This window comes from Luteolibacter sp. Y139, assembly GCF_038066715.1.
GTDB classification, from domain to species: domain Bacteria; phylum Verrucomicrobiota; class Verrucomicrobiia; order Verrucomicrobiales; family Akkermansiaceae; genus Haloferula; species Haloferula soli.
On the sequence record NZ_JBBUKT010000013.1, the window covers coordinates 166,776 to 193,297 of the forward strand.

Sequence of the window (26,522 nt, forward strand, 5' to 3'; positions counted from 1 at the left end):
AGACATGTGAATAGACAACAGGGTGCCGCATGCGATTTGCCGCCCTTGTCCCACTTCTCTTCTCCACCAGCTTCATCTTCGCACAGGAAACTCCCAAGGTGGAGGCGGATAATCCGTCTCCCGAGCAAGAGGAGGCTGCCTATCAGGCACACGTCCAGAAGTTGACTAAAGACCTCCACTACCAGGAAGGCTCTGCCGAGCTTCCGGGCGGTGCCGCACATCTGGACCTGCCGAAAGGTTACCGCTACCTCAATCCCGCGGATGCGAAAAAGGTCGTCGTGGACCTGTGGGGAAATCCTCCCGATTCCGCGACCAGGATCCTCGGCCTGGTCGTTCCAGCGGGTGAAGAAGTCGCTTCGGATGACTCGTGGGCGATTGTGCTTACCTTTAAGGAAGACGGTTATGTCTCCGACGAGGATGCCGACAAAATCAACTACGATGACCTGCTTTCCCAACTGAAGGAGGGCAGCAAGAAGTCCAGCGAGGCTCGCGTAGCCGCGGGCTATGGCTCCATGGAGCTCGTCGGATGGGCCGTGACCCCGCGCTACGACAAAAACAGCAAGGTGCTCTACTGGGCCAAGCGCTTTAAGACTTCGGACTCTGACGAAGACTCGCTGAACTACGATGTGCGCGTCCTCGGCCGCCGCGGCGTTCTTTCGCTCAATGGCATCGCCGGTATGAACCGCGTCAACGACATCGAAGCCGCCACCCCGGCCATCGTTTCGATGGTCAAGTTCAACGACGGCCACACTTACGCCGACTTCAATCCCAAGACCGACAAAAAATCCGACTACACCCTCGCCGGACTCGTCCTCGGCGGTGCCGTCGCCGCGAAGATCGCCGCCAAAGCCGGCCTCCTCGCGAAGCTCGGAACCATCCTGGTGGCCGGCAAGAAGCTCATCATCTTCGCAGTCGTCGGCATCGGCGCTTTCTTCAAGAAGCTCTTCGGCCGCAAGGGCGAAGCCTGATTCGCTGGAAGCGCGGGCAGCTGGCCCGCCGCTCTCTATCGACCGCGTAGCGGTCACGGACGGTAGCCGTGGACTTTCAGTCCACGGAAGAAAAGCGCACTCAATCCCTGTCGCGTAGCGACAGCGGAACCCCACCGCCTGAGCCTCACCGCTCCCTCACCTCCCCCGTCATCGGCACGAATCGCACCGGCAGGATCTCCTGCTGGTGCAGCTTCCCATGCCGCCTCTTCAGCAGCACCAGCTGCTGCGCCTTCCCCTCCGGCCCCACCGGAATGATCATCCGCCCGCCCTCCGCGAGCTGATGCACCAGCGGCTCCGGCACCGCATCCGGCGCGCACGTCACGATGATCGCATCGAAGGGCGCCTCTTCCCGCCATCCCCGATACCCATCGCCCATCCGCGCGGTGACATTCGTGTAACCCAGCCTCTTCAGCACCTCCGCCGCCCGTTCTCCGAGCGGCTCCACGATCTCGATCGTGAACACTTCCTTCGCCAGCCCGGAAAGCACCGCCGCCTGGTAGCCGGACCCCGTGCCCACCTCGAGCACCTTCTCCGTCCCCTTCAGCCCCAGCGCCTCCGTCATCAGCGCCACGATGTACGGCTGCGAAATCGTCTGCCCGTGCCCGATCGGCAGCGGACGATCGTCATAGGCCTCGTGCCTCTCCTCCTCCGGCACGAATTCGTGACGCGGCACCATCCGCATCACCTCCAGCACCCGCGGATCCTTCACCCCGCGCCGTTCGATTTGCTCGGCTACCATGGTGTCCCCTTTCGTGAGTCCGACTCATCTCAACTTACACCCTCAGGGAAAACGCCGCCACCGCTTCCTCGCTTGCCCCCCGCCGTCCCCTGCTTTTCCCTTCCGCCATGCCTCGCATCGCGCTGCTCCAGTCCCGCGGCTTCTCCACCAAAGCCGAAGCCTTCGATCACCACGAAGCCCTCATCCGCAAGGCCGCCCGGGAAGGTGCGAACATCGTCGTCACCCAGGAGCTCTTCCTCACCCCCTACTTCTGCATCGTCGAGGACCCCGCCCTCTTCGACCTCGCCGATCCACTCCCCGGCCCCGTCACCGATCGCCTCGGCGAAATCGCCCGCGACTGCGGCGTCGTCCTCATCTCCTCCCTCTTCGAGCACCGCGGCCCCGGCCTCTACCACAATACCGCCTCCATCCACGATGCCGATGGCTCCCTGATGGGCCTCTACCGCAAGAGCCACATCCCCCAGGACCCCGCCTTCGAGGAAAAATTCTACTTCACCCCCGGCGACACCGGCTGGCCCGTCTGGGACACCAGGTTCGGCAAGATCGGCGTCCTCATCTGCTGGGACCAGTGGTATCCCGAAGCCGCCCGCCTCATGGCCCTCGGCGGTGCCCAGCTCCTCGTCTACCCCACCGCCATCGGCTGGCTCCCCGCGGAAAAGCCCACCCTCGGCGAGGCCCAGCACTGCGCCTGGGAAACCGTCCAGCGCGGCCACGCCGTCGCCAATGGCTGCTACCTCGCCGCCGTCAACCGCACCGGCACCGAAGCCGACACCGAATTCTGGGGCCGCTCCTTCGTCGCCAATCCCTACGGCGAACTCGTTGCCAAAGCCTCCACCGCCCAGGAGGAAATCCTTTACCACGACCTCGACTTCACCGCCGTCGAAGACTTCCGCCGCATCTGGCCCTTCTTCCGCGACCGCCGCATCGACGCCTACTCCGACCTCACCAAGCGCTGGCGCTCTTAACGTGTCGATTGGTCTTCTGTCTTTGCTGAAAACTGGAAACTGAACACTAGCAAACTTCGATGCCTGCGAAGCTCACCTCCAGCGCCCCCGTCCTGTTAGTCCGCGACGTCGTCGCCGCCGCGAATCACTATCGCGACACCATGGGCTTCCACTACGAACGCTTCTGGGGCGAGCCCGCCAGCTTCGTCATCCTCCATCGCGATGGCATTTACCTCATGCTGAATCAAGCCGAGGACCCCGCCCACATCATCCCCCACTGGACCGTCGCCCACAACATGTGGAACGCCTACTTCTGGGTCGATGACGCCAATGCCCTCCACGCCGAGTTCGTCAAAAACGGCGCCAAGATCGACTACGGCCCCTGCGACCAACCCTACGGCTGCCGCGAATTCGGCATCCAGGACCTCGACGGCTATGACATCGGCTTCGGCCAAGTCGTCAAAGAATCGTAGGCGCGGCGGTGACACCGTGTGAATCAGATTGGCAACATCGCCCATCACACTCCATGCCCGACGACCATCCCGCATTCTTCGCCGGTGAGTATGCGCTCCTCGCCAGCGCCGCCGTGCTTGACGACCTTCAGGAACGCTTCGGAGCACATCCGATGACCCCACCGGAAATGTCGCGCCACGCCGGAAAGCGCGTCTGCATCAAAGGCGTCGGCATCTACCACTTCGGAACCATCCTCTATCAATTCGATGAGCCCGAAGGCCACTGGCTCGAAGAAGCCATCGTTGACTTGTCCCTCGCCGAGCCTTTCGACGAGAACATGCACCTTCCCGCCCATCTCATCTACGAAGCCACCACCGACAGCGACATGGGAGAACCGGGCTTGGTTTCCATCCGTCGCATCGAAGACCAGAAACTCTTCTGCTCCCTCCATCGCCTCAACGCCGGGCAAGAAGCTCAAAACATCAACGCCACCGCCCTTATTCGGTCGAAGATCGGCTTTGAGTCACGATACGGATTTCACGGCGAATACCCACGTCCCCCGCTCTTGAACCTTCGCGCCGCGCTCCCCGCCGACCAAGCCGCGCTCGCCGACCTCTACCTCCGCTCGCGCCGCGCCGCATTCACCTGGCGCAATCCCGAAGACTTCCAACTCGATGACTTCACTCGCGATACCGAAGGCGAACTCATCCACCTCGCCGAATACGAAGACGGCACCCTCCTCGGCTTCATCTCCCTCTGGGAAGCCGAGAACTTCATCCATCATCTCTTCGTCTGTCCCGATCACCTCCGCCAAGGCATCGGCCTGATCCTCCTCACCGATCTCCAACAACGCATCCCCGGCCCCTTCCGCCTCAAATGCCTCACCGCCAACCTCCCTGCCCTTGCCTTCTATCGCGACATAGGCTGGACCGAAGTCGATCAAGGAACCAGCGATGACGGCGAGTATCTCCTGCTGGAGTCTCCTCACTAGATCACTCCACGATCCGTCATGACGCGACTCCACAATTCCTACAACAATCTCGGATCATGGAAGCAAGTGCATGATCCCTCGTCCGGCGTCGTCCGCTTCCAATTCGATCGGAAGCCAGGCATCATCACCTCCATCCTCGTATTCGTCCTTTGCACCCTGGCCGCGATTGGACTCGCCAATCTCAGGAGCAACGCCGGCAACGATGGAGCCCGCGTCGCTGGAATCTGGCTCCTCGCCGCCACCGGCGTCTTCACATCCCTTGGCATCCTCGCTCATGGTCTATTCCAACGCCGGAAGGGCGACCTGCTGCGATATCGGCCGCAAGACGATTTCATGGAGTTCCCGCGAATGGGCCTGTCGATCGAGAATGCCAAGCAAAGGGTTTATTTCTCCTCCGAGCACTTCACGAACTCAAATGATCACTTCTTCGAGTTCAACCTCGTCCTCGACGGACAGCGAATGAAGTTTCTGAGCTCCATCGCCGCCAATGGTTTCCGCTCCATCGCCAGGCCCCTCGAAGCATTGGGCTTCGCCGTGAATCACCAGAAAATCAACATCCAGTGAAGCCGGCCGCATGATCTCGCGGCAGCTTGACTCAGGAGGATCGGAACTTATCAATTCCTTGATTCCTCTCCCCACACTCGATGTTCACATCACTTTGCAAGAAGTGTCAGTCCGCCCACGAAGTGCCGGACCACTACAACGGAAAATACATAAGGTGCGTTCAATGTGGCACCACCTTCGTCGCGCACCCCGGCCCTCCTCCCTCACCCCAAAAGCAGGAGCCCGCTCCTCCCGCAGCTGAGGCCGCAGAGTCCCCGCCAAAGCAACAAACACGGAAGCTCGCCACAACCGCGATCCTGGCAATCGCCGCCATCCTGGTGGGAGGCGGCCTGCTCTACGCGAACAAGCAAAGCGGCGGAGACCTCTCGGTAACTTCACTCGTCCAGACCACGCAGGAAATCGTCGAGCAGGGCTATGTTGCCGATCGAAGCTATGCGGAGGAAATACGATCCGTCATCTCGGACCAATCCACCGGAAACATCCGCGCGGACAGCGCGATCCAGCAATGCGCCAACGGCTCCTTCCGCCTCGGCGAGATGATCGCCATCGTCGCAAACCAGCTTGATAAAGACGGAAGTTCGAAATCGAGCATCTCCTCCACGCTCTCCCGCCGCAACATCAACGACATTTCATCCAAGAGCGCGGCTCAACAGACTGCCAACGGAATCTACCGCTGCGTGGAACTGTTGTGCATCGCCGCCCGGGAAGCAGACCGGAAATCCGAGCACACCGCTGCCATCCGCGAAATCGAATCCGACTTGGACCTCAAGGACATCTCCGCCAAGTCCGCTTATCAGCAGATCGCAAACGGAGGCTTCCGGATGGCAGAACTCGTCGCGCTCCTCAGCAACATCACAGCCCGCGACGACGATTCCGGAAGTGAAGTTCGGACCATCCTATCGGAAATGCGAACGTCCGACATCAGCTCGCGCAGCGCCATGCAACAGGCGGCGAACAGCCTGTATTCGAGCTGCAAGCTCATGGCAGTCTTCGCTAGGCAGATGGATCGGAACTCATCGAGAAGCAGCGAGATTTCCGAAAAGCTGGGCGATCTTCATTCAAACGACATTTCCGCAGACAGCGCCTACCAACAAATGGCGAATGGCTTCTACCGACTGACTGAACTGACCGCCATCGCCGCCGACGGCCTCAATCCTTAGGCGCGCACAGACATCATTCTAGATGGGTGGCTACGAATCCAAACTCAGCGACATCGCATACCTCTTCGGCGTCGCGACCGAAGCCGATCGAACAGCAGTCGCCAACATGGTCCGCGCATCAGTCAGAAAAGACGGCACCCGCGACCGCTTCTTCGAGCACGCCGGTCACGAACTCTCGCTCGAAGAGATTCACCAACGCACCCAAGCCGACCCGACGACCCAACGCAGCGTCTACAACATGTGGATGACCTACGCCCATTAGGCGTGCCGTCGCGTCGGCTTACAGCGGCGCCACACAATAGATAGCGGGGAACATCGGAAACTCCTCACCGCCGTTTTCCACAGAGCATTTGCAGTGAATCCTCCCTCGACCGCTAAAAACCCACGTTCCGCTCCATCGCCGCTAAGAGTAACGAGCACGTAATGCACGCCTTTCCGGCCAAATCCGCGGAGACACTTTTGGCTTCAAGCGGCATTGTATACGTCTCATGAAATCTACTTTATCTGCCATCCTGTATCTCCTCGTCACCCTGACTCTCCGATCCGAGGTCATGGTTGGCCCGAGCCTCGAATGGCTCGCTGATACATCCGCGAGCGTCGGCATTTACCGAGTCACCCAGACGCGCAAGGAATCGGATTCATCGTTTCAGCTTTCATTCAGCCTAGACGAGTCCCTGAAGGCCACCCCTCCTCAATCTGCAAGCTCACCATATTGGCTTGGTCTTCCGAAAGATCCCCAGCCGTCGAGTGTTGCGGAAGAAGACCGTTTCCTCATTTTCTTTAAGTCCGACGAGAAGGACGAGGCTAGGATAGCACATCTGATCAACCTATCGACGCCAAAATCCAGAAGCTTAATGTCGGTCGCGATCAACTGCAAGTTTGAGGTTCTTGCGGAGCAGGCTGCCATTCTCGCGGTCGTGCGCGGACGCATCAAGTCCCGCCCGACGACGACATCCACCAAGTGGCGGGAGTATCCGGCCTCCAGATTCGACGTAGAGGTTCCTAAAGCGTCGCCCGCTTTCATTGTGCTATGGTATGGCAGCGATTGCTACCTTCTTCTCCCCGAAGACCTCAAACCTGTGAACCTTAAAAAATGACACCAAGCATGAGCTTCAGCGGACATGGGGACCATCGCGGCTGAAATGGGCACGCCCCGTGGCCGCTATCGATGAACTGAAAAGCCCCTTACAAACCGTGATCGCAAGCCTCGCGCACGATCGCTCACTCATCGCCTTGTATCGGACGAGCTCCCCCAAAGCAAAAGGCCTACAGGAACACCCCACAGGCCTGTTAGATCCTGAACCCGCATCGAACAACGTTCAATCGAATCGGTGCCGCAGCTTCTCAATGACCCTCCTTCTTGACCGAAGCGAGAAGCGTCGCGATCAGCGGCCGGTTCTTTACCGAACCATCACCTTCTCCGTGAGCGCAGAGCATGAAGACCTTCCCCTCCACCGAGAAGAAATAGACGTCGGCATTGGAAGGATCGCCGTCATCGGCCTCCTCACCCGTGCCGGTGACCTGCTTGCCGGGAGCGCCTGCCACGGTGATCGGCTTGGTCTCCGTCACCTTGAACTTGGTCACATAGCCCTTGATCAGCTCCGCCGCCTGCTTCTCAGCTTCCTCCACCGAGGCCTGGCTGAGCGCCCAAACTTCAATGTGCACCCCGGACATCGGGATATCGATCGTGGTGCTGCCATCCTTGGAGGCAGAAGTCTTCCACTTCTCGCCAAGTTGCAGCGTGATGGAGGCCTTCTTGTCAGCCGACGGCACCGTCAAGGGAACCGTGGCATCAACGGCGTAAGCAGTACAGCAGAGTGCGGCAAAAACAGGAACAAGGAATGACGTTCGCATGATCGTGGTTGGATAGGTGGGTTCGGCAGGAAATCCCCCCGCCGTTCAACCTGGCAACACTCGCAAAGCCGGACGAAACCGCAAGCGCCCAGCATTCACTCACGACAGCCTGACGCAAGAGACCGCCAGAAACACCGGAAACTCCTTCACCGCCCGATTCTCCCCCTTCGCCCGCGGCCCCGGTTGCGAACGCCGGTGACTGAAAAGCTCCTCACAAACCGTGATCGCCAGCCCCGCCTGGCCAAACGCTGTTAGAACCTCACCCACCGGCCGGTGATAGAAAGTCGTCGTATCCCCACCCCCTTGCCCCGGATGCGTCACGATCGGAATCTCCTGCGGCACCCCATAACGATCCACCCGCCGGTACTGCAGCTTCCGCCCCTCATCCCAGCCCCAGTGCGCCTGCTGCGGGATGCGGAAACAAGGGTGCATGAAGATCGCCACAAAACGCCCACCCGGCTTCAGTGCCGCAGCCACCTGCCGCGCCATCGCCGGCAGATCCGGCACATCATGCACCGCCATGATACAGGCAGCTGCATCATTCGACCCATCCGCCCACGGACCGGGCGCACAAGCATCAGCCACCACCAGCTCCACACGCTTCTCATTCCGGAAGCGAGCGCTGGCGGATTCGATCAACCGCGGCGAAGCATCCACCCCCGTCACTCGACCCACCTTCGCCTCAAGCAACAGCGGAATCAGCACCCCTTGCCCGCAGCACAGATCCAGCACCTTCTCCCCAGCCTTCGGCGCAAGCAATCGCATCGCAGCCGGCAGGATGACGTTGCGATGATAGTCCGACCCCTTGTCGCCCACCAGCTTGTCGTACCATCCCGCCACCTGATCCCAGCCCTGCTCCTGCGCAGACTTGCGCGCGAAGGCAGGCTTCCCCTGCGGCTTGGGCCCCGATGAAAAACGCCCAGCACTCCCCTGCCCCTGATCCTCCCGTCGCGGCCCATGGCCACCTTGCCAGCTCTGCTTGCTCTTATATCCGGGGCGCTTTCGGGGTGGCTGAGGCATCGTGAAGCTGGGATCTTGAATCTAAAATCTACGATCTACAATCTGCGATCCTCAAAGCCCGCGACGCCCTTCAAGCGCGCGAGCAAGCGTGAGCGCATCGGCATGCTCCAGTCCACCACCCGCAGGCAAGCCCTGCGCGATCCGGGTAACGTGGCACTTCCCCTTCAGCAAGCTCGCCAGGTAGTTCGCCGTCGCCTCGCCTTCCACATCCGACCCAGGCGCCAGAATCACCTCGCTCACCTGCTCATGGTCGATCCGCCGCAGCAGCGACCCAATCCGCAAATCATCCGGCGTCACATTATCCAGCGGTGAAAGCTTCCCGCCCAGACAGTGATAGCGCCCCTTGAAAGCACCCGAGCGTTCCAGCGGCAGCACATCCGTCGCCTGCTCCACCACACAAAGCACCGAGTCCCGCGAAGGATCCGAACAAATCTCGCACTTCTCCTCAGTCGCAAAAAACCCACACACCGGGCAGGCCACCACCTCCTCCTTCGCCTTCTCCAGAGCCGACGCCAGCGCCACCGGATCCGCCTTCGCGCTCTGCAGTAGCCAGATCGCAATCCGCTCCGCACTTCGCGGCCCCACGCCCGGGAGCCTGCGGAGTTCATCCACCAGTTTGCCGACCGCCTCTGGATATTCGATGCGAGCCATGGAAAATCAGTCGATCGGTTCCTGATGGCGGTTCGCGTAAATCATCGCCCACAGGCCGCACCAGACCAGCGCCAGCAGCGGCATCGTCACCTCCGCCTGATACCCGGCCAGCGCCAGCACCGGCACCCACGCCAGGGTCAGCACCAGCGTCGTCGCCCACAGCACCGACCGCCGCCACGTCTTACGCGATGCCAGCATCCCGCCAGCCAGCCCCAGCACCATCGGCACCGCCCACATCCACGGAGCCCACCCGGGCAGCACCCGGAATTCCCCATTCAGCCCGCTGGTTTTCATCCAGGCCGTCACCAGCCCGTCCACCTTCTGCGAAAACCCCAGCAGCTCCAGCGCCGCAGCCAGCACCAGCGACATCCCGCCGATCGACATCAGCGCGGCAAGAGGGTGAGCAGGCGGTTTCGTCGCGGCGGCGGGCATCGGGTGGGAGGAGATTAGGGAGAGCGAACCAAAAAGCTCAATCCATTAACCCAAGACCGCCAGCAAACGCTCAAGATGCTCATCCGGCGACACCTTCTCCAGCACCGCCTCGATCGCCCCATCCACCCCGATCACAAACGTACTCCGCTCCGTCCCCATGAAAGTCTTCCCATACATCGACTTCTCCACCCACACCCCGTAGGCATTCACAATCGACTGATCCTCATCGGCGATCAGCGGATACGGCAGCTCATACTTGGTAATGAACTTCCGGTGACTTTTCACCGGATCGATGCTCACCCCGAAGATCCGCGCCTTCGCCTTCACCTCGCCCCAGCCATCCCGCAGCGCACACGCCTGCTTCGTACAGCCCGGGGTATCGTCTTTCGGGTAAAAAACCAGTACCACCCGCTCCCCCCGGAGTTCCGAAAGTGTCACAGAGGCGTCCTCCCCATACCCTTCGCCGGTGACAGGAGCAGTGAAATCCGGGGCAGCAGAACCAATGGCAGGCTTCATGGCGGCCAAAATGCACCCCTCGCCGCCCGGCGCAAGGCCCGGAAATCAGGCGAAAATCCCGAAGTCCCGGATTGACAAGGCCCCGCCGCCAAATCAGCTTCCGCGCCCCGACTTTTAGGAAAACCAGATTCAAATCGAATGAGCGATCGTAGCATGCGTGGAGTGACAGTGAAAAAGGGCGAGCCGGTTGACCGTGCCCTGAAGCGCCTGAAGACCAAACTTGATACCGAAGGTATCCTCGAGGAAATGCGCCGCCGCCGTTCCTTCGAATCCGTCGCCGCCCGCAAGATCCGCAAGGCCCGCACCGCTCCGAAGCGCCACAAGGTGCGCTGGCGCTACACCAGCCCGGCCCAAGCCGCCAAGGCCGAAGAAGCCGCCGCTGCCGCCGCCGCCAACGCGTAAAAACTTTCCGTTTTCCTAAGTCAATCAGGACGGACGCCTCACAAAGGCGTCCGTTTTGCTTTTATGGCATCAGACAGATTCCGGGCTATGCCCCCGCCTCCGGCTTCTTCGCAGCCGCGGCAGCCTCCCTCTCGTCCATTCGCTGGCGGGCCTTGGCTTCCAAGCCACGAAACCACCGGGGCACTTCGTCATCGGAAATCAGCTCCCACGGCCACTCCTTTCCGCCCCACGTCCAGTAGATAATCTCCCCCTCCATTCGATAGGTGAATTCCCTCCACTCGGAGTCCGAGCTGAGCCGGATCCTCACGCGACCTGGCTCCATTTCCTCGTAAGCATGCACTATCGGCGCATATCGGAGAGGATCCGGCTGCGCCGGCGCGACATCGACGATCCGGCCACATTCGGGAAAGATCTCCATGTATTCCGGTATGCCCGGAAACCCAGGACTATCCCTGCGCCAGATGCTGTGGCTCAGCGCCATGATCCACTATCGACTCCCAAGACCTGAAAGCCGAGAGCGGTTTTTCTAATCAGCCAGCGCCACATACTCGCTCTCCCGCAGCACCACCGGCTTCTGCTTCCGCAGCAGCAGCCACCATTCCCGGACGCTGCCGAAAACGATCACCGCCACGAAGACCAGGAACAGCCCCGTGATCGCCACATCCACCCTCAAATTCGTCAGCGAGGTCTGCGCCTTCTTCAGCGCCTCACCGCTCAGCCCTCCAGCGATCGCCGTCTCAAGCTTCGCAATCGCCGGCAAGAACCCCGCCGCCTTCGGCGACCAGATCTTCATGATCCCCGCGCTGAAGGTCACCACCGTCAGGAACACCAGCGGCACCGCCGTGCACCACACATAGCGCACCTTCCCCATCTTGATCAGGATCGTCGTCCCCAGACAGAAAGCGATCACCGCCAGCAGCTGGTTCGCGATCCCGAAGATCGGCCACAAGCTCTTCGCAATCCCCTCGGGATCGATCGCCCCCTGATACAGGAAGTAGCCCCAAGCCGCCACCAGCAGAAACGTGGCAGTCACATTCCCCGCCCACGACCCTGTATCCCGCAGCTTCGGCACCAGCTGCCCTAACAAATCCTGCAGGATAAACCTCCCCACCCGCGTCCCCGCATCCAGCGTCGTCAGGATGAAGAGCGCCTCGAACATGATCGCGAAGTGATACCACAGCGACAGCGCCGTCTTCCCCGGGATCACCTTCGCAAACATGTGCGCCATCCCCACCGCGAACGTCGGCGCACCGCCCACCTTCCCGATGATGTGCGGCTCGCCCAGATCATGAGCCAGCTCCTCCATCTCCACCCGCGTCACCGCATACTCCGGCCCATACGAATTGATCTTCACCATCTGCGCTTCGACCGCCGCCACATTGTTCGGATCCACCGGCGAGTTGATCGCGAAATACTGCCCCGGCTGCAGCGCACACGCCGCGATGATCGCCATCAGCGCCACCAGCATCTCCACCACCATCGCGCCATAGCCCACCAGCCGGATATCCTTCTCCCGCGCCAGCAGCTTCGGCGTCGTCCCCGACGAAATCAGCGCGTGGAATCCACTCACCGCACCACAAGCGATCGTGATGCATACGAACGGAAACACCGGTGCCGCCACCACGAACCCACTGCCATCGATGAATGGCGTCACCGCCGGCATGTGCAGCGGCGGATGCAGCACCACGATGAACACCGCCAGGATCGCCACCGTCCCCAGCTTCATGAAGGTGCTCAGATAATCCCGCGGCGCCAGCAGCAGCCACACCGGCAGCACGCTCGCCGCGAAGCCATAGATCATGATCGCCCACGCCAGATCCGTCTTCTTCAGCGTCAGCATCGTCTTCATCTCCGGCGTCAGGTATTGCCCGCCCGCCACCGCGGCCAAGAGCCCCACCACCCCGAAGACGGACGCGGCCGTCACCCCCACCTTCCCGCTCTTGATCGCCACCCCCATCACCATCGCCAGCGGAATCGTCGCCGCGATCGTGAACAAACCCCACGGACTCTCAGCCAGCGCGTTCACCACCACCAGCCCCAGCACCGCGAGCAGGATCGTCATGATCGCGATCAAGCTGATCATCGCCACCACCCCGATCACCGGATTCAGCTCCTCCTTCAGCATCTGCCCCAGCGACTTCCCCTGCCGCCGCATCGAGGCGAACAGCACCACCGCATCATGAATGCCACCACCCAAGGTGGCCCCAACGAGAATCCAAAGCGTCCCCGGCAAATACCCAAACTGCGCCGCCAGCACCGGCCCCACCAGCGGCCCCGGCCCCGCAATCGCCGCGAAGTGATGCCCGAATACCACCCACTTCGGCGTCGGCACGAAATCCTTCCCGTCATTGCAAGTCACCGCCGCCGGTGCCCGCCGGTCATCGACAGTCAGCACCTTCGCCACCAGCCACGCCGAGTAAAACCGATACGACACCGCAAACGTGCAAACCCCAGCCACCACCAGCCACAGCGCATTCACCGGCTCCCCCCGCTGGAACGCCGCCACGCCGACAGCAACAGCTCCGAGCAAAGCGATGGCAATCCAGAGAAGAGCGCGAAGAAAGGGTTTCATAACTGACCAATGTCGTGACCCGGTCCTTGGGTGACCAAAATCAACGTAGCCACAGTTTCCCTAAACTCCGCCCCACTGGAAATCAGAAACAGTGGCCCCCCTCGAAAGTGGGCCCCCTCTCCGATTACCCAAAGTAGTCCGCACTCTCCGAGTGCGGAACCGAAGCAGTTCTCGCGGCGACCGGAGACCTCGTCCCGGCGCTCCCAGTCTCAGTGACTCCGCGCCTCCAGCATCTCGAACACCGGCGCCGGCACATACCGCCGCACCTGATCTTCCCAACCCACCGGCCCGATCAATCCCTTCACCATGCTCGATGACACCTCCGCGATGTCCCGCGGCGGCATCAGGAAGCTCGTCGTGATGTGCGGCGCCAGGTCCGCATTGATGTGCCGCATCACCCGCTCGTACTCGTAGTCATCCGGCCCCCGGATCCCGCGCAGGATGAACCGCGCGTCCATTTCCTTCGCATAATCCACCAGATACCGGTTGTGGAAATGCGAGATCGTCAGCCGCTCGCACGAAGGCACCGAGGCCCGCAGCAGCTCCAGCCGCTCCTCCACGCTGAAAGTGTAGCTCTTCGAAGGATTGCTGCCGATCGCCACGATCAGCCGGTCGAATAATTCCAGCCCGCGCTGGATCATCCAGACGTGGCCATTCGTCGGCGGGTCGAAGGACCCGGCATACACCGCGGTGCGCATGCGCGGAGCGTGGAACCCCGGGCGAAAAGTTCCAAGTGCCAAGAAAGGCAGCACACGTTAGTCTCGCCCCGTGATCCGGCGACTGACTCTGGCCCTCCTGACCCTCGCGAGCGCGGCCCTCGCCGAGCCTCTCACCCTCCGCGCCGTCGCGGCGAACCTCACCTCGGACCAGCAGCAGTCCTACTCCGTGGACAATGGCAACCACAGCAATCCCGAGGGAGCCGGCGCCCGCATCCTGAAAGCCCTCAAGCCGGACGTGGTGATGATCCAGGAATTCAACACCACCATGCCCGTCCGCCAATGGGTCAATGACACCTTCGGCAAGGACTTCAATTTCTTCCAGGAAGAGACCAAGGGTATCCCGAATGGCATCATCAGCCGCTACCCCATCGCCGCCTCCGGCCATTGGGACGATCCCGTCCTCGACAATCGCGAGTTCACCTGGGCTCGCATCCGCCTCCCCGGCGACCGCGACCTGTGGGTCATCAGCGTCCACCTCCACTCGAAGAACGCCACCTCGCGAGCCACCCAAGTCACTGCCCTGTTGGAAGCCGTGCAGAAGAATGTCCCCGCCGACGCCCTGCTTCTGTTAGGCGGCGACTTCAATACCCGCACTCCCGGCGAGCCCTGCTTCCCCCTCCTCGCGAAGTCCTTCGTCGTCCCCGCCAAGCCACCGCACGATGGCCTCGGCAACACCTCCACCAACGCCCCGCGCAACCGCCCCTACGACTGGGTCCTCGCCAGCCCCACCCTCGACAAGCACGAGATCCCCGTCGCCCTGGCCGGCCAGGAGTTCGACGGCGGCCTCGTCTTCGACACCCGCATCTTCGAACCCCTCGCGAAAGTCCCGCCCGTTCAGGAAGGCGACAGCGCCCTCAAGATGATGCAGCACATGGCCATCGTCCGGGACTTCCGTTTCCCCTGATCCATCACTCAATCTCGCGCACCCGGTAGAGACGCATCGGCACGTCTTTCGGCGAGCTCTCGGTGTAAGGGCTGCCGCAGTCCACCCACCGTACAATGCTGCCAGCCGCGCAGGTCGGCGAGCTGGCCTTCCAGATCTTCCCATCGGAAGAATACTCGACCTGATAAAACCGTCCGGGCACCGCGCGGAAAGTGAGCGCGAAATCTCCATCGGCAGTCCGCTCACACTTCTCGACCGCGAACTCTGGGGCCAGCGCCGCTCCCGAAACGAGGGCAGCTTTCCTCGTGCTGTTCAGGATCACCTCGGTCGTCAGCGCCGGGAAAACCACCGCCGACGTTCCCTTGGAAATCTCATACTCCAGCACGAAGTCGAACTTGCCCAATGGACCAAGCGGTCGATGGACCTCGATCACCACCGAGCCATCTTCCAGAACCTCACTCGCGTTTCTCACGACCACCCCTTCAGGCAAGCCGCGCACGATCACCCGGAAACCATCCACCGTAGCGATCTTCACCGGATTGAGGATGCGCAGCTTCTGCTCCCGCAGCCCCGTCTTGCGGTTCAGCGTCGTCCGCGTGTTCAGCACCTTCGTCACCAAGGGATTCAGGACCCGCGCCGCCAACGGCACCCGGAACACCGGCTCATCGGCATCGTCGGAGTAGACTTCCAGATACCCGGTCAAGTCCCCCGCGATCGATTGGTCGGGGCCTACACGGATCTCCCGGCTCTCTCCGGGAGCAAACGTATAAGCCTGCGCGTCATCGACAGTGAATCCAGCGCTTGCCGCGATGCGGCTCACCACCAGATTCCTGTTTCCTTCGTTGGAAATCGCGAAGCTCCGCCGCACCGGATCAGCCCCCTGATAGCCTTCGACAAAAGTCACCGGCTCGGCCCGATCATTCGGCAACTCCACGTCTCCCAAATGCATCGCGATATCCGGCCCGACCACTGCTGCGGCCAGCGGGAAATCGAACGAGGCCTCGTCCGCATCATCGGTCGAGATGACGGCGGTTCCGCTGAGGCTTCCCAACGCCGTGGTATCCGCTTGCACGGTGAGCGCAAGGTAAGTCGAGGTGCCAACCTTTGCCGGAAGAACCGGCGGATTGATCAGCGTGAAGCCCGGTGGAAGCTGGATATCCGTCACCGTCAGCTTTGCGCTTCCGCTGTTGTAAATCTGCAGGGTCTTGGTTGCCGCGCTTCCCTGGCCGATTTCACCGTAGTCCACCGGCGAAGTCTGGCCATCTGTTAGGACAAGCAAGCCGCCTTGGGAGTTGAGTTCCCTGACTGAGACTTCAGGGACGAGTGAATAGCTCGTCTGCCTTGCTGCCAATCCGGAAGACCCGTTTTGGAGACCGCTCGATGACCGCCCCAGAAGCCTGAGCATTCCCGAAACCGGCAGGTCCAGGCCTGTGGCGAGCCAGCCCCCGCTTGTAGGACTCGCCTTTCCAGCCGGCAGCCACGTCACGCCGCCATCGGTCGAAGTTTCAAGAGTCAGTAGGTCACACTGCGGAATCGCGCCAAAAGGGGACCAGCTGACCACATCCTGCCGGATGGTCAGACGATCAAACGCCTCGCTGTTACGCAGCCGGGCAATGCGGTTCCGCGCTACCCCGTTCACTTGCGTGAAGTTCCCGGTGATGATGATCCTCCCATCCATCTGGAGGGCTAATCCGGTCACACCCTCCGCGGTAGCCTTGAAAGAAGAGTCATTCGTGCCATCTGACAGAAGCCTGACCAGTCCGTTGTTGGCCACGCCATTCACGCCGGTGAAATCGCCGGCGACGATGATCTTCCCATCCGCTTGAACGGCAAGCGATGTGACCCTCGGTGCTTTCGTCGCATGCGTGAATATCGGCCTGAAGCTGGTGTTGAGAACACCCGTGCTGGAAAAACTCGCGAGGCACGTCGCGATCACCTTCCCGTCCAATGTCTGGCTGAATGATCCACCCGCATAAAACGATCCGTCAGTACCACGCCTTGCCAAACACAAGATGGCGGAATCAGTGCCAACCGTGATCGCCGGAGCGAACACACTATCAAAAGTTCCTTGCGAACTGATCTTCGCCACATGATTCCGGCTCTTGCTATTGATCTGGACAAAACTCCCTCCCAGCAGGGTGCTCCGATCCGCTCTCGGCAAGAGAGTGAGCACTGCTCTTGTATCACTCACTTCTATAAGCGGATGGCTTTTAATGACGCCATCCATTCCAACGACCGCGAATCCCGCGCACTTGGTGTTGTTCAACGCGTGAAAACCTCCCGTCACCAGTAGATTGCCGTCGGCATCCAATGCCATGCTTTGAATCCCCGTCGCCGACGCATCAATCGTCTTCCATGTTTGGTCCGAAGTACCGTTTGCCAAAAAACGGTAGACCGTCGTCTGGGAACTCTTCACCGGATCCGCCACCAGCACGTTGCCGTCTGCCAGAACGACGCAGGACGCAGGAGCCCCGGCGGTCTTGTAATCCCAGCTCGGGTCCTTGCTACCGCTCGTGAGCAAACGGGCGATCCGGTTGGTTTCCACACCGCCCACGCTCGTGAACGAGCCGCCGATGAAGATCTTGCCATCCGCCGTCAGGGCCAAGGCTTTGATCTCGTCGTTGACGTTCGGATTGAAAGTCGTGTCCAGCTCGCCCGCCGCCCACAAACCGGGGGTCAGGCAAAGGGTCACGAGCGCGATGGAGGATAGGGTTTTCATGACGCTTCAATAGGGGGGATGGAATTGCTCACTCTGCGATCACTCGCCCGCTGTCTCCAGTATCGCCTCCGCGGTGATCCGCGGAACGAGACGGGCCGGCGTCTTTTTGGGGAAGGAATATTCCAGCTTGAGATCCATGTTGCCGAATGCGCCCAGAGCTTGATCCACCACGATCACATAGCTTCCATCGGGAAGCAGCTCGCTGTTGGCGTTCCGGATCTCAACTCCCTGCGGAAGCCCACTAACAATCACGCGGAAGCTCGTGTAGGTGATGCCCGCCGCATTCCTCACGCGAATGACCTGTTCGCGCAGCCCCGTCTTGCGATTCAGCACGGTCTGCGGCTTCAGCAGGATCGTGCGCAGCGGAGTCAGCGCCTCGGATTTCAGGGAAGTGACGAACTCGCTCTCATCGATATCGTCGCTCGGGATCACCAGTTCCCCAGTCCACACTCCAGCCCGCGAAAGATCACTCGTGACCTCGATCGTGGCTTGATCGCCAGGAGCCAGCTGACTCGCGGAAAGCGCCCCGGCAATGAAGCCCTGGGGTACGACGGGCTCCCCAAGCCTCAGCCAATCATTGCCGCGATTCGTGATCGTGAAAGTGCGGCGAAGGGGCGGCACCCCTTGGATCTGTCCGCCAAAGTTGATCTCATCACCGCTACCGCTGATGAGGGAATTCTCACCCTCCGCGACATCGATTTCTCCTTCGAGGAAGACCTGGCGAATCGACTGCACCAGACCGCCGGCGTCCCCACCACCGGACGAAGGCACACGACCCTCCGCTCGAATCCAAACCGGCGTCTTGGACGGCAGACTGTACTTTTCCCACTCCCATCGCCCATGGACCCAGCGCCCCTCGCTCGCGGTCCCATAGGTCGTCCCATTGGTGGATGAGGAGAACCAAACGCGCTCGACTTCCGGAGCGCTACCCGAGCGCTGCCACGCGATCCTCGACCAGCTTTCCCCGGCACCAAGCCCGAGCTCTTGGGAAGCAGGCACCACGGTGGAAAGCCGCGCCAATCCAAGGCGGGATCCCTTCGTGGAAGTGAATCCACCCCAGAAGAGGAACTTGCCATCAGTTTGCACCAGCCCCGCACGCCCCAGGCCGGGCGGGCTCAAGGCAGTCACCGGCACATTGTTCCTGGAACGGAAGTCAGGACCCACGTGGACAAATCCATCCGGCGTCGACCAACCCGAACCCCCACTGCGATAGGTGGTAAATGCGCCCAGCACCAGCATGCTGCCATCTGCTTGCACGCTCACGCTGCGCACCTCTCCATTGAAGGAAGGGCTGAAGGACTCGGGTTTTCCGTTGAGCCCGAGCCGGACCATATTCGCCTCGCCGCCCAGAGGCCTCAGACCCCAGACCAATGTTTTGCCATCAGGAAGACGGCACAGTCCGTTCACTTTCCCTCCGTTCTCCGACTGATAGCTGGCCACGATATTGCCTTTGACGTCGTAGCGTCTCAAAAACGCTCGGGCGGGTGTTTCGCCCACCGCCGGGATGCCCCCGCCAATTGTCAGCTCCCCGCTCGGCGAAGTCAGAAACTCGGTCGGAGCCCCCTCCAGCACTGGAATGGAGTTCTGGTCGGAGCCTCCGGTGCTGCTCACCCGGCCAATCATCGACCTTGGCACTTGGTTGATGTGGGTGAAGTTCCCTCCCAGCAGGAGCCGGTCGTTCGCTTGGTCCGCGATGGCGTTCACCACCAGGGGTGCCGGCCCGGAGAAAGATGTCTTGAAGCTCTGGTCCAGCAGACCGCTCGACTGCAGCCGGACAATCCCCGGATGTGAGCTTGATTCCATGTATCCAAAAACAAACAGCCTCTGGTCACGCAGCACCTGGATCCCTGTAAGGCCGGTTCCAAGCGACGGATTCTTGAAGGTCGTATCGAGGACAACATTCGAGTCGGTCCTGACCAAGGGAGGGACGGTAGAAGCGCCTAACCGGGTGAACGGCCCCGTGAAAAGCAGCTTCTCGTCCGGCAGTTGCACCGCGGTGGCGATGCTCCCCGTCACTCCGGTTCTCGAACCCACCGAGGTGTCCGCGCGCATGTTGCTGTCCAGCCGTGCCAACCCATAGCTGGGTCGATTGTCCGCTACGTCAAACGAGCCACCCACCAGGATTCGCCCGTCACTTTGCGGCATGCAGCAAGTCACCTCACCGGTGATAAAAGGATCAGTCTTTTCAACCTGCAGCTCGGCGGAAAGGCGGAGGAAAACTCCATTTTTCGAGCTCGCAAGGGACCCGAAGCGACCTCCTGCCAGAACCCTCCCATCCGCCTGGATACTGATCGTGCTCACGCGCTCGTCGAGGCCTTCCAAGGTTTGGGTGAAGTCTCCCTGCCGGTTCAAGCGGGCAAGCTTCGCCGCCGGATGCGCCGAGACATTCAGGAAATCCCCGCCGATCACGATATGGCTGCTGGCTTGCACGCCGATCGCATGCACCTCCCCATCCGCCGATCCGAGGAAGCGGGTATCGAGCACTCCGCTGGGGTAAAGCCGCGCCAGATTCGCCACCGCCTGCTTCCCGGCCATGTCGAAAAGTCCGCCCAGCACGATCTTCCCATCGGGTTGCCGGGCCATCGCGTTCACCGCGACGCCTTCCTCCCCTTCCAGTTTGGCATCGAACGCAGGATCCACCTCCCCGTTCATCAAAAGCCTCACCACTCCGGCCCTTCGCTGGCCGTTGACGCGGATGAAATTGCCGCCGACCAGCACGCCATCACCATCAGCCAAAAGGCATCGCACCTCTCCGTCGAACTTGGGCGCGAATTCGAAGTCCAGCCGGGCACCATCGCTTTCCACCACTCGGGCCAAGCCAGCCCGCACCTCGCCGGAGACCTCGGTGAATGCCCCACCGATCAGCAGCGAATTATCCGCACCAGGCAACAGGCAAAGAACCGCCCCGTTTGTCTCGATAACCGGTCCTTTCGCCGTGACTCCGTCCCATTGAAGACACGCAAGATTCTGGACCGCGGTCGTGTTCACTTGTGTGATTTGACCGCCGATCCACAACTTTCCGTTCGGCGTGGCGGTCACGCATCGGACCGCCCCCGTCACCTTGGGAAGAAACCCATCCTCCGTGGTTTGAGCCGAAGAATGCATTCCCGTCACGATCAGCAGTGCGGGGAGGAGGGGACAAAAGGAACGCAATGCGGTTCTCATGTAACCACAAAGTATTCTCAAAACGCTTTTGGCAAGCGTGAAGATGAATATTAGGCATTTTTGTCCGACAACTTAATGAAAATGAATCGTCCCCTGATTCAGCACGGACAGATTCTCCCACGACAGAGAAGTCGCCAGAACTCGATCGAGATAGCGTTTCGAGGTGGCGATCGAGTCATGCAGATCCCCGCCCAGCGCCAGATTCGCCGCGATCGCAGCGGACAAGGTGCAGCCGGTTCCATGGGACGCCGCACCATCGATCCGCGGCGAGCGGAACCACGTCGGCAGATCATTCTCTACCAGCAGGTCGGCGCACACCGGTCCACCGAGGTGCCCCCCTTTCAGCAGCACCGCACACCCATGCCGGGCAGACAGCTCGTGCGCCGCGCGTTCCATCGTCTGCTCGTCGCGTGCCGAGGCACCCCACAAAACCTCCGCCTCATCCAGATTCGGCGTGATCACCGTCGCCAGCGGGAACAGCCGCTCCTTGTAGGCCGCGATCGCATTCTCCTCCAGCAGCGGATCGCCGGTGGACGCGATCATCACCGGATCGATCACCAGCGGGATCCCCCGATACTGCTCCAGGATCTCGGTGATCGCCACGATGTGGGCCTTCGAAAACAGCATCCCCGTCTTGATGGCTGCGATCGGGAAAGCTTCGAGCAGCACCCGGAGCTGATCCTGCAGGATCGCTGGCGGCACCGCATGGACCGAGCGCACCACCTTTGGCGTCTCCGCTACCACACAAGTGACCGCCGTCAGGCCGAAGACGCTGAAATATTGGAAAGTCTTCAGGTCTGCCTGCAAGCCGGCACCGGCGGAGCAATCGGAACCGGCAATCGTCAGGGTGACGGGTGGGGAAGCATGCATACCCGGATGTTAGGGAACTCCGCGCCAAAGGTCAAAGCAGGCCAATCGGACATCGACAGGAGCGGAGGATTTCGCATCCCATGTCTCCAGTCATGGACGAAGATTCACCCTATCAGACACCCCTCAGCTCTGCCCCGCCCGCACTGCCCCAGGGCCCGCAGCCCCAGGTGGTGAAGGTTTTCGGCATCCTCCACATCGTGCTCGGCGGTCTCGGCATCCTTTTTGGCATCTGGGGGCTCTTCTCCCTGAAATTCACCTCGATGCTACAGAGCGCGAGGGCGAATGACCCGGTGATCGTCGTGCAGCGGAAATACATGGAAGACCTCTGGCCCGTCACGGTGATGCACAGCACGTTCACGCTGGGCTTGGCCGCGCTGCTCCTGGTCGCCGGCCTCAAGCTGGTCCGCGAGAAGCCGGATGGCATCATGTGGTCGAACCGTTATTCGTGGACCTCCATCACCGCGAAAATCATCTCGCTGGTCGTGACCGTCGGCTACGTGTTGCCGCTCAGCAACCGCATGACCGGAGAGATCCTCAATACCCGCGGCATGCCCGCAGGCTCGGCCGATATGACGACAGGCATGGTCAAATCCATGACCTCCATCGCCTCCGTGGCCTCCCCCGTTCTCTCCTGCCTCTATCCAGCCCTCGCCCTTTTCTTCCTCAGCCGTCCGGCCGTCAAAGCATGGGCCGCCAGGACTCGCTGAGGTAGGATCCCCTCACGCCCAGCCCGGCACCGTCAGGCGGAATTCCGGAATGCGGGTGAAAACCCACTCACCATCCTCCGTCTCGCCAAAGAATGCACCCTCCGCCGTCCCATCACCCCGGGTGACGTGATAGCTGTTGTAGGAGAAATTCTCGCCCGGCCCGATCACCGGGCTCTGGCCCACCACACCGTCACCTTCGACCACGGTCACCTCGCCGTCGTCCTCGCGCACGATCCACTTGCGACCGCGGATCGTCACCTTCTCGTCGGACTCGTTCTTGATCGAAATAAAGTACACGAACGGATGCGGGCGCTCGTCCGGAGCGTCCAGGCTGGGCATGTAGATCACGTCATCCACCTTGACGCTCAGCCCGTCCAGTTTCCTCAGCATCGGGGTCATGTCCTGCGACTTTGAACGATTCGCTCTGCCGGTGCCAAGCCGCAAGCGGGGATTTTTCAAGCCATCGTTCGAAAATCCCGGGCGCCATTCCACCGTCCGGTCCCAGCATGCAGATCGCCCCGCTCGTCGGAGTTATCACGATTTTCTCGCGGCGCCTCACTCCTCCTGCTAGATCCCCGTCAGCCCTTCTTGGGCCCATGCCCCCCCTTCACTGCATGTCCCCTCTGTTTGCATCCATGAAACCCGGTCCGTTGAGGAATTTCTACATCGCCCTCGCCGCCATCGTTCTCCTGTTCATCGTCGTCAGTCCCGTCCTCACCGTCTGGACCATCCGCCGCGATGCCACCCGCATCGTCTCGGACTCCCTCCAAGGCCTTGCCACCAGCAGCCTCGCCACCATGCAGATGTCCGAGGGCTTCCTCGACACCGCACGTGCGGCCAGCGGCCACGGCATGACCGGCACTGAACTCGCGGCTGCCCTCGAGGTCAGAAGTCGCGCCACCGATGCCCAGTACCAAGCTCACCGCGAGACCGTCCAGACCGACAAGGAACGCGCCGCCTTCGACCGGCTCACCGCCACCAAGGACGACTATCGTGCCACCCGCAAGGCGGTCGTGGAACTCCTCATCGCTGGCAAGCAACCGGAGGCCAATGACCTGTTCGAAACCCAGTGCATCCCCAAATTTCAGGCTTATGCCAAGGCCTTGGGCGGCCTCATCGAGCACAATGCAACCGAGGCCCGCGCCGGCGGCCAGGAAATCATCCGGCTTTGTCACGTCCTTCTCATCGTCCAAGGACTCCTGCTTGTCTTCTTCTTCATCTATGGCTTCTTCGTTCCTCTAACCGCCGTCATGGAGCGCCTCAGCCGCAATCCCATCGTGGTCCGCAAGTAACCCATCCAAATCATGGACATCGCCGACGAATCCCCACGCGGAATGGCCAGTTACGACGCAGCCGATGGCGGCCGCGGCATGAGCGTGCTCAACGCCATGTACTATCTCTTCAAGCCCTTCCTTCCCCAGGCAGTGCGCTACAACATGCGGAGACTGCGCGCGAACTACAAGCTGCAGACCGCCAAGGACTGGCCCATCATGGTCTCCGCCGGCGAGACGCCCCGCGGTTGGCAAGGCTGGCCGGATGGCAAGCAATTCGCCTTCGTCCTCACCCACGATGTCGAGGGCCCGCTCGGCCTTGAGCGCTGCCACCAACTCGCCGAAATCGAGCGCAAGCACGGCTTCCGCTCCTCCTTCAATCTCATCCCCGAAGGCGGCTACGAGGTCACCCCCGAGTTCCGCAAATCCATCACCGACCTCGGCTTCGAAATCGGCATCCACGACCTCCGCCACGATGGCTCCCTCTATCGCTCGCGGAAGTCCTTCGACGAATGCTCCGTCGCCATCAATGGCCACCTCCGCGAATGGCGCGCCGTCGGCTTCCGCGCCGGCTTCATGTTCCACAATCTCGAGTGGCTGAAGCAGCTCGAGATCAACTACGACGCCTCCACCTTCGATACCGATCCCTTCGAGCCCCAGCCGGACGGCGCAGGCACCATCTTCCCCTTCGTCGTGAAGGGCCGCACCCCCGAGGAAAGCTACGTCGAACTCCCCTACACCCTCCCTCAGGACGTCACCCTTTATCTCATCCTCCGCCAGCCCACGAATGAGATCTGGCGGGAGAAAACCGACTGGCTCGCCGAACGCGGCGGCATGGTCCTCCTCAATGTCCACCCCGACTACATCGCCTTCGACGGCCGCAAGCCCACCATCAGCGAGTTCGACTCCGCCCTCTACGAGGACTACCTCATCTACGTGAAGGAGAAGTACGCCGGCCAATACTGGAACCCCCTCCCCCGCGAACTCAGCCAATACATCGCCCGCCAGACCCCGGGCATGCCCGAGTCCGCCACCTGAGCCCCCTCGCCTCACCGCTTGCCACCCGCGCGCCCCGCCCCTACGGTTCGCGCCCCGTGACTCCGGAAGAACAGCTCACCATCCTCACCGCCGGCACCGCCAAGGTGCTCTCGGAAAAGGAACTCCTCGAAAAGCTCCGCCTCGGCCGCCCCCTGCGCATCAAGCTCGGCGTGGACCCGACCGCCCCGGATATCCACCTCGGGCACACCGTCGCGCTGGAGAAGCTGCGCCAGTTCCAGAAACTCGGCCACCAGGCCGTGCTCCTCATCGGCGACTTCACCGCTACCATCGGCGACCCCTCCGGCCGCTCGGTCACCCGCCCGCCGCTTACCCGCGACGACGTGCTGGCGAATGCCGCCACCTACACTGAGCAGGCCTTCAAGATCCTCGACCGCGAACAGACCGAAATCGTCTACAATGGCGACTGGTTCCGCAAGATGAGCTACGAGGACATCCTCCGCCTCAATGCCCGCGTCACGCTCCAGCAGATGCTCCAGCGCGAGGACTTCCGCACTCGCATCGAGAAGGGCCAGGAAATCCGCCTTCACGAGCTCCAGTACCCGGTCATGCAGGGCTGGGACTCCGTCGAAATCCGCGCCGACGTCGAAATCGGCGGCACCGACCAGCTCTTCAATATCCTCGTCGGCCGCGACCTTCAGAAAGAAGAAGGTCAGCCACAGCAAGTCGTCATGGTCGTGCCCTTGCTCGAAGGCCTCGACGGCGTGAAGAAGATGTCGAAGTCCTACGGCAACTACGTCGGCGTCAACGACGCCCCGCAGGACATGTTCGGCAAGCTCATGAGCGTCTCCGACGAACTCATGGCGCGCTACTACCAGCTTCTGTTAGGCGAGACCCTCAATCCTTCCATCCACCCCATGGAAGCGAAGAAGTCCTTGGCCGAAAAGCTCACCACTCGCTACCACAGCGCCGAAGCAGGCTCCGGTGCCCGCGCCGACTGGGACACCCGCTTCTCGAAGAAGGACCTCGCCAGCGCCGAGCTCCCCGAGCTCCCGCTCTCCGGTCTCCCCACCGATCTCACCGTCCTCACCCTTGCCGCCCACGGCTTCAAGGAAGCCTTCGGCGTCGAGAAATCGAACGGCGAACTCCGCAAGCAGTTCATCACCTCTGGCTCCGTCCAGCTCAATGGCGACAAGCTCACCGACCCCGCCGCTCCGGTTTCCCCGCAACCTGGCGACGTCCTGAAGCTCTCCAAGAAGCACGCCGTCCGCTTCGTCTGATCTTCTTCAGCCCCCAACCCCTTCATCCTCTTCAGCCCCAACGGGGCGAAATCCCTAAGCCCAGGGCAACGCCCTGGGTTTTTCGCGTTCCCCCTACGGCGTCCTGAAGGGACGCGAGACGTGGTGGGCCCTCATCACCCATGCATCGCCGACCGCAAACTTCCCTTTCCTTCCCCTCAGATCCGCCGTAGCTCCCCGCCATGCCTGAACTGCCCATCCTCTACATCAAGCCCGGCTGCCCCTGGTGCGATGACGTCGTCAACTACCTCTCCAAAAAGAAGGTCCCCGTCAAAATCATGGTCGTCTCCGGCAACCGCGAAGCCATGCAGGAAATGATCGACCTCTCTGGCCAATCGAAGGCCCCCACCATGGACTGGCACGGCGAAGTCCTCGCCGACTTCGGTGTCGAGGAACTCGTCCCCTTCCTCCAGGAGCGCAACGCCATCTAGCGGCTGCGCCTCAAGTTGCACGTAGTCCCGCCTTCAGGCGGACTGCCCCGGTAGGCCCATCATTCCCGCGCGCCTCCCAAATCCTCAAAAAGAAAAACCCGCTGGCCGAGTCTGGGAGGGGACATGGCCAGCGGGTTTTCCCGTGGGGGGTATTCGGTGGGGGGGTATTTTCGTCC

28 protein-coding genes are annotated in these 26,522 nt (G+C 61.5%); 15 read left to right on the plus strand and 13 right to left on the minus strand.

Going from position 1 to position 26,522, the window contains the following annotated elements:
* Positions 1–29: 29 nt before the first annotated feature.
* Positions 30–968: a DUF2167 domain-containing protein gene (locus WKV53_RS24965; protein ID WP_341407556.1), complete on the plus strand. Its 939-nt coding sequence runs from the start codon at positions 30–32 to the stop codon at positions 966–968.
* Positions 969–1,113: 145 nt separating this feature from the next.
* On the opposite strand, the gene WKV53_RS24970 is transcribed toward WKV53_RS24965, so the two are convergent.
* Entirely contained in the window at positions 1,114–1,728 is a 615-nt protein-coding gene (locus WKV53_RS24970) for a protein-L-isoaspartate(D-aspartate) O-methyltransferase (protein ID WP_341407557.1), read from the minus strand.
* Between the two features lie 107 nt (positions 1,729–1,835).
* On the opposite strand from WKV53_RS24970, the gene WKV53_RS24975 reads away from it, so the two are divergent.
* From WKV53_RS24975 to WKV53_RS25005, 7 genes are all read left to right on the plus strand, one after another.
* Positions 1,836–2,693 carry a carbon-nitrogen hydrolase gene (locus WKV53_RS24975; protein WP_341407558.1) on the plus strand — a complete coding sequence of 286 codons (858 nt, stop codon included), beginning with the start codon at positions 1,836–1,838 and terminating at the stop codon, positions 2,691–2,693.
* 59 nt (positions 2,694–2,752) lie between these two features.
* A complete protein-coding gene (locus WKV53_RS24980) occupies positions 2,753–3,145 on the plus strand; it encodes a VOC family protein (protein ID WP_341407559.1) in 393 nt (130 codons plus the stop codon).
* A 53-nt stretch (positions 3,146–3,198) separates the two neighbouring features.
* Positions 3,199–4,116, plus strand: a complete 918-nt coding sequence (locus tag WKV53_RS24985; protein WP_341407560.1) for a GNAT family N-acetyltransferase — start codon at positions 3,199–3,201, stop codon at positions 4,114–4,116.
* Between the two features lie 18 nt (positions 4,117–4,134).
* Positions 4,135–4,680: a hypothetical protein gene (locus WKV53_RS24990; RefSeq protein ID WP_341407561.1), complete on the plus strand. Its 546-nt coding sequence runs from the start codon at positions 4,135–4,137 to the stop codon at positions 4,678–4,680.
* A gap of 80 nt (positions 4,681–4,760) precedes the next feature.
* Entirely contained in the window at positions 4,761–5,840 is a 1,080-nt protein-coding gene (locus WKV53_RS24995; protein ID WP_341407562.1) for a hypothetical protein, read from the plus strand.
* A 106-nt stretch (positions 5,841–5,946) separates the two neighbouring features.
* Positions 5,947–6,102, plus strand: a complete 156-nt coding sequence (locus WKV53_RS25000) for a hypothetical protein (protein ID WP_341407563.1) — start codon at positions 5,947–5,949, stop codon at positions 6,100–6,102.
* A gap of 226 nt (positions 6,103–6,328) precedes the next feature.
* On the plus strand, positions 6,329–6,937 hold the full coding sequence (locus tag WKV53_RS25005) for a hypothetical protein (RefSeq protein WP_341407564.1): 609 nt from the start codon (positions 6,329–6,331) through the stop codon (positions 6,935–6,937).
* Positions 6,938–7,184: 247 nt separating this feature from the next.
* On the opposite strand, the gene WKV53_RS25010 is transcribed toward WKV53_RS25005, so the two are convergent.
* The 5 genes from WKV53_RS25010 to WKV53_RS25030 form a co-directional block, all read right to left on the minus strand.
* Complete coding sequence (locus tag WKV53_RS25010) at positions 7,185–7,694, minus strand: hypothetical protein (RefSeq protein WP_341407565.1); 510 nt, start codon at positions 7,692–7,694, stop codon at positions 7,185–7,187.
* 99 nt (positions 7,695–7,793) lie between these two features.
* Positions 7,794–8,714, minus strand: coding sequence for a class I SAM-dependent methyltransferase (locus WKV53_RS25015; protein WP_341407566.1), 921 nt, complete (start codon positions 8,712–8,714; stop codon positions 7,794–7,796).
* A gap of 51 nt (positions 8,715–8,765) precedes the next feature.
* Positions 8,766–9,365, minus strand: coding sequence for a recombination mediator RecR (recR, locus tag WKV53_RS25020; protein ID WP_341407567.1), 600 nt, complete (start codon positions 9,363–9,365; stop codon positions 8,766–8,768).
* Positions 9,366–9,371: 6 nt separating this feature from the next.
* Entirely contained in the window at positions 9,372–9,749 is a 378-nt protein-coding gene (locus WKV53_RS25025; protein WP_341407568.1) for a hypothetical protein, read from the minus strand.
* A gap of 93 nt (positions 9,750–9,842) precedes the next feature.
* On the minus strand, positions 9,843–10,313 hold the full coding sequence (locus WKV53_RS25030) for a peroxiredoxin (RefSeq protein WP_341407569.1): 471 nt from the start codon (positions 10,311–10,313) through the stop codon (positions 9,843–9,845).
* Positions 10,314–10,451: 138 nt separating this feature from the next.
* On the opposite strand from WKV53_RS25030, the gene rpsU reads away from it, so the two are divergent.
* Positions 10,452–10,715, plus strand: a complete 264-nt coding sequence (gene rpsU / locus WKV53_RS25035) for a 30S ribosomal protein S21 (RefSeq protein WP_264490691.1) — start codon at positions 10,452–10,454, stop codon at positions 10,713–10,715.
* An 85-nt stretch (positions 10,716–10,800) separates the two neighbouring features.
* Here the strand turns inward: rpsU and WKV53_RS25040 are convergent, their stop codons facing one another.
* The 3 genes from WKV53_RS25040 to coaD form a co-directional block, all read right to left on the minus strand.
* The gene (locus WKV53_RS25040) at positions 10,801–11,133 is read right to left on the minus strand and encodes a hypothetical protein (RefSeq protein ID WP_341407570.1); all 333 of its coding nucleotides are present in this window, start codon (positions 11,131–11,133) and stop codon (positions 10,801–10,803) included.
* Positions 11,134–11,241: 108 nt separating this feature from the next.
* Positions 11,242–13,287, minus strand: coding sequence for a carbon starvation CstA family protein (locus WKV53_RS25045; RefSeq protein WP_341407571.1), 2,046 nt, complete (start codon positions 13,285–13,287; stop codon positions 11,242–11,244).
* Positions 13,288–13,496: 209 nt separating this feature from the next.
* On the minus strand, positions 13,497–13,985 hold the full coding sequence (gene coaD, locus WKV53_RS25050; protein ID WP_341407572.1) for a pantetheine-phosphate adenylyltransferase: 489 nt from the start codon (positions 13,983–13,985) through the stop codon (positions 13,497–13,499).
* 70 nt (positions 13,986–14,055) lie between these two features.
* On the opposite strand from coaD, the gene WKV53_RS25055 reads away from it, so the two are divergent.
* Positions 14,056–14,910: an endonuclease/exonuclease/phosphatase family protein gene (locus WKV53_RS25055; RefSeq protein ID WP_341407573.1), complete on the plus strand. Its 855-nt coding sequence runs from the start codon at positions 14,056–14,058 to the stop codon at positions 14,908–14,910.
* 4 nt (positions 14,911–14,914) lie between these two features.
* On the opposite strand, the gene WKV53_RS25060 is transcribed toward WKV53_RS25055, so the two are convergent.
* From WKV53_RS25060 to thiD, 3 genes are all read right to left on the minus strand, one after another.
* Positions 14,915–17,608 (minus strand): choice-of-anchor D domain-containing protein, encoded by a 2,694-nt coding sequence (locus WKV53_RS25060; protein WP_341407574.1) that lies wholly within the window; start codon positions 17,606–17,608, stop codon positions 14,915–14,917.
* Between the two features lie 39 nt (positions 17,609–17,647).
* Positions 17,648–20,596, minus strand: coding sequence for a hypothetical protein (locus WKV53_RS25065; RefSeq protein WP_341407575.1), 2,949 nt, complete (start codon positions 20,594–20,596; stop codon positions 17,648–17,650).
* Positions 20,597–20,845: 249 nt separating this feature from the next.
* Positions 20,846–21,643 carry a bifunctional hydroxymethylpyrimidine kinase/phosphomethylpyrimidine kinase gene (gene thiD / locus WKV53_RS25070; RefSeq protein WP_341407576.1) on the minus strand — a complete coding sequence of 266 codons (798 nt, stop codon included), beginning with the start codon at positions 21,641–21,643 and terminating at the stop codon, positions 20,846–20,848.
* Positions 21,644–21,735: 92 nt separating this feature from the next.
* Between thiD and WKV53_RS25075 the strand changes: the two genes are divergently transcribed.
* Positions 21,736–22,350, plus strand: coding sequence for a hypothetical protein (locus WKV53_RS25075; protein ID WP_341407577.1), 615 nt, complete (start codon positions 21,736–21,738; stop codon positions 22,348–22,350).
* A gap of 12 nt (positions 22,351–22,362) precedes the next feature.
* Here WKV53_RS25075 and WKV53_RS25080 read toward each other — a convergent pair whose 3' ends face one another.
* The gene (locus WKV53_RS25080; RefSeq protein WP_341407578.1) at positions 22,363–22,740 is read right to left on the minus strand and encodes a Co(2+)/Mg(2+) efflux protein ApaG; all 378 of its coding nucleotides are present in this window, start codon (positions 22,738–22,740) and stop codon (positions 22,363–22,365) included.
* Positions 22,741–22,985: 245 nt separating this feature from the next.
* On the opposite strand from WKV53_RS25080, the gene WKV53_RS25085 reads away from it, so the two are divergent.
* The 4 genes from WKV53_RS25085 (at position 22,986) to WKV53_RS25100 (ending at position 26,346) form a co-directional block, all read left to right on the plus strand.
* Complete coding sequence (locus tag WKV53_RS25085; RefSeq protein WP_341407579.1) at positions 22,986–23,642, plus strand: MCP four helix bundle domain-containing protein; 657 nt, start codon at positions 22,986–22,988, stop codon at positions 23,640–23,642.
* 12 nt (positions 23,643–23,654) lie between these two features.
* The gene (locus WKV53_RS25090) at positions 23,655–24,659 is read left to right on the plus strand and encodes a polysaccharide deacetylase family protein (RefSeq protein ID WP_341407580.1); all 1,005 of its coding nucleotides are present in this window, start codon (positions 23,655–23,657) and stop codon (positions 24,657–24,659) included.
* A 56-nt stretch (positions 24,660–24,715) separates the two neighbouring features.
* Positions 24,716–25,897: a tyrosine--tRNA ligase gene (gene tyrS, locus WKV53_RS25095; RefSeq protein WP_341407581.1), complete on the plus strand. Its 1,182-nt coding sequence runs from the start codon at positions 24,716–24,718 to the stop codon at positions 25,895–25,897.
* Positions 25,898–26,097: 200 nt separating this feature from the next.
* Complete coding sequence (locus WKV53_RS25100; RefSeq protein ID WP_341407582.1) at positions 26,098–26,346, plus strand: glutaredoxin family protein; 249 nt, start codon at positions 26,098–26,100, stop codon at positions 26,344–26,346.
* Positions 26,347–26,522 lie beyond the last annotated feature (176 nt).

Excerpts from the sequence above, each read along its gene's own strand:
- WKV53_RS24965 (WP_341407556.1), top strand. The coding sequence starts at position 30 with ATGCGATTTGCCGCCCTTGTCCCACTTCTCTTCTCCACCAGCTTCATC.
- WKV53_RS24970 (WP_341407557.1), bottom strand. The coding sequence starts at position 1,728 with ATGGTAGCCGAGCAAATCGAACGGCGCGGGGTGAAGGATCCGCGGGTG.
- WKV53_RS24975 (WP_341407558.1), top strand. The coding sequence starts at position 1,836 with ATGCCTCGCATCGCGCTGCTCCAGTCCCGCGGCTTCTCCACCAAAGCC.
- WKV53_RS24980 (WP_341407559.1), top strand. The coding sequence starts at position 2,753 with ATGCCTGCGAAGCTCACCTCCAGCGCCCCCGTCCTGTTAGTCCGCGAC.
- WKV53_RS24985 (WP_341407560.1), top strand. The coding sequence starts at position 3,199 with ATGCCCGACGACCATCCCGCATTCTTCGCCGGTGAGTATGCGCTCCTC.
- WKV53_RS24990 (WP_341407561.1), top strand. The coding sequence starts at position 4,135 with ATGACGCGACTCCACAATTCCTACAACAATCTCGGATCATGGAAGCAA.
- WKV53_RS24995 (WP_341407562.1), top strand. The coding sequence starts at position 4,761 with ATGTTCACATCACTTTGCAAGAAGTGTCAGTCCGCCCACGAAGTGCCG.
- WKV53_RS25000 (WP_341407563.1), top strand. The coding sequence starts at position 5,947 with ATGGTCCGCGCATCAGTCAGAAAAGACGGCACCCGCGACCGCTTCTTC.
- WKV53_RS25005 (WP_341407564.1), top strand. The coding sequence starts at position 6,329 with ATGAAATCTACTTTATCTGCCATCCTGTATCTCCTCGTCACCCTGACT.
- WKV53_RS25010 (WP_341407565.1), bottom strand. The coding sequence starts at position 7,694 with ATGCGAACGTCATTCCTTGTTCCTGTTTTTGCCGCACTCTGCTGTACT.
- WKV53_RS25015 (WP_341407566.1), bottom strand. The coding sequence starts at position 8,714 with ATGCCTCAGCCACCCCGAAAGCGCCCCGGATATAAGAGCAAGCAGAGC.
- recR (WP_341407567.1), bottom strand. The coding sequence starts at position 9,365 with ATGGCTCGCATCGAATATCCAGAGGCGGTCGGCAAACTGGTGGATGAA.
- WKV53_RS25025 (WP_341407568.1), bottom strand. The coding sequence starts at position 9,749 with ATGTCGATCGGCGGGATGTCGCTGGTGCTGGCTGCGGCGCTGGAGCTG.
- WKV53_RS25030 (WP_341407569.1), bottom strand. The coding sequence starts at position 10,313 with ATGAAGCCTGCCATTGGTTCTGCTGCCCCGGATTTCACTGCTCCTGTC.
- rpsU (WP_264490691.1), top strand. The coding sequence starts at position 10,452 with ATGAGCGATCGTAGCATGCGTGGAGTGACAGTGAAAAAGGGCGAGCCG.
- WKV53_RS25040 (WP_341407570.1), bottom strand. The coding sequence starts at position 11,133 with ATGGAGATCTTTCCCGAATGTGGCCGGATCGTCGATGTCGCGCCGGCG.
- WKV53_RS25045 (WP_341407571.1), bottom strand. The coding sequence starts at position 13,287 with ATGAAACCCTTTCTTCGCGCTCTTCTCTGGATTGCCATCGCTTTGCTC.
- coaD (WP_341407572.1), bottom strand. The coding sequence starts at position 13,985 with ATGCGCACCGCGGTGTATGCCGGGTCCTTCGACCCGCCGACGAATGGC.
- WKV53_RS25060 (WP_341407574.1), bottom strand. The coding sequence starts at position 17,608 with ATGAAAACCCTATCCTCCATCGCGCTCGTGACCCTTTGCCTGACCCCC.
- thiD (WP_341407576.1), bottom strand. The coding sequence starts at position 21,643 with ATGCATGCTTCCCCACCCGTCACCCTGACGATTGCCGGTTCCGATTGC.
- WKV53_RS25075 (WP_341407577.1), top strand. The coding sequence starts at position 21,736 with ATGGACGAAGATTCACCCTATCAGACACCCCTCAGCTCTGCCCCGCCC.
- WKV53_RS25080 (WP_341407578.1), bottom strand. The coding sequence starts at position 22,740 with ATGCTGAGGAAACTGGACGGGCTGAGCGTCAAGGTGGATGACGTGATC.
- WKV53_RS25085 (WP_341407579.1), top strand. The coding sequence starts at position 22,986 with ATGAAACCCGGTCCGTTGAGGAATTTCTACATCGCCCTCGCCGCCATC.
- WKV53_RS25090 (WP_341407580.1), top strand. The coding sequence starts at position 23,655 with ATGGACATCGCCGACGAATCCCCACGCGGAATGGCCAGTTACGACGCA.
- WKV53_RS25100 (WP_341407582.1), top strand. The coding sequence starts at position 26,098 with ATGCCTGAACTGCCCATCCTCTACATCAAGCCCGGCTGCCCCTGGTGC.